This window comes from Litoribacter ruber, from assembly GCF_018500185.1.
In the GTDB taxonomy this organism is placed as follows: domain Bacteria; phylum Bacteroidota; class Bacteroidia; order Cytophagales; family Cyclobacteriaceae; genus Litoribacter; species Litoribacter ruber.
This window is the reverse complement of record NZ_JAHBGI010000050.1, coordinates 1-1,055: the sequence shown is the minus strand read 5'-3', so window position 1 is coordinate 1,055 and position 1,055 is coordinate 1. Positions and strand designations below refer to the sequence as shown.

General features: G+C 41.4%; 1 protein-coding gene. It reads left to right on the top strand.

Features of this window, described 5'->3' with window-relative positions; genetic code table 11:
- Nucleotides 1–906: DUF4249 family protein (locus KIH41_RS18025; protein WP_214163340.1), on the top strand; the 906-nt coding region annotated here is incomplete at its 5' end.
- Between the last annotated feature and the right edge of the window lie 149 nt (nucleotides 907–1,055).

Below are 1,055 nucleotides of genomic sequence, written 5' to 3'. Positions count from 1 at the left end.
GGAAGCTGGCAATTTGCTTTGGAGGAGGATGGAACATATGCGATGGTGGGCACTTTGCCTAGTGATCAAGATTATCAGCTTCAGATTCAAATTGGGGAGCATGAACAATATATCTCAGATTGGATGCAGCCCGCCATGGCCCCACCAATCGAAGGGATGTTTTTCACCCGTGAAGAGGATGGGGTGTATATTTATTTGAATAGCCGTGGGGAGGACAATTATTTCTTGTGGACTACGGAAGAGACTTGGCAGTTCAGATCTTGGTTTAATCCCATTTACCGCTACGAACCATATACAAATACGATTATTCCTTGGGAGGAAAATATTAATCTCTGCTATAGGAATGAAAAATCTGGAGATATTAGGCTAGGGAGTGGTGCCCAATCGGTAGATGGGGAGATCCGGGGAGTAGAGTTGATGAGAATTCCCATTTATTCTGAGAAGCTGGGGCTTCGATATAGTATTGAGGTGTGGCAAAGAACATTGGATCATGCGGCGTTTGAGTTTTGGGAATCCATTAGGAAAAACACAGATGACCTGGGGGATATTTTCAGTCCCATGCCGGCATTCTTGGGTAGTAATATAAAAAAAGTTGGAAGGGAAGACACTCCTGTCATTGGGTATATAAGTGTTGGTAGATCTGAAAGGAAAAGGCTATTTATTGATTTTACTGATATTAGACCTTGGAGCCCAAGGATAGCGGATTACAGTCATTGTGAAATGGTTCCTGATATCATACGAGAGCACCAGTATTTTGAATATTTTAATAGGCCAAATGTAGAAGTCGGTGATCCAGTAATTGAAAACGGGCTGTGGATTGGGTGGAATTATACTTATACCGACTGTACCGATTGCAGATTAAGAGGAACTACTGAGAAACCCGATTTTTGGGATGAGGAAATTTAATGTTATCATTTGAAGTGTAATGAAGGTCCAAAAGTGTAAGAAATATTTAATAGTACTGCCATTTATTATGGGGGTTCTTTTTGGAGGTTGCCGGGAGTTTTATGAACCTGAGATAATCACCCAGGATTTTGGGTTTTTAGTTGCCGAAG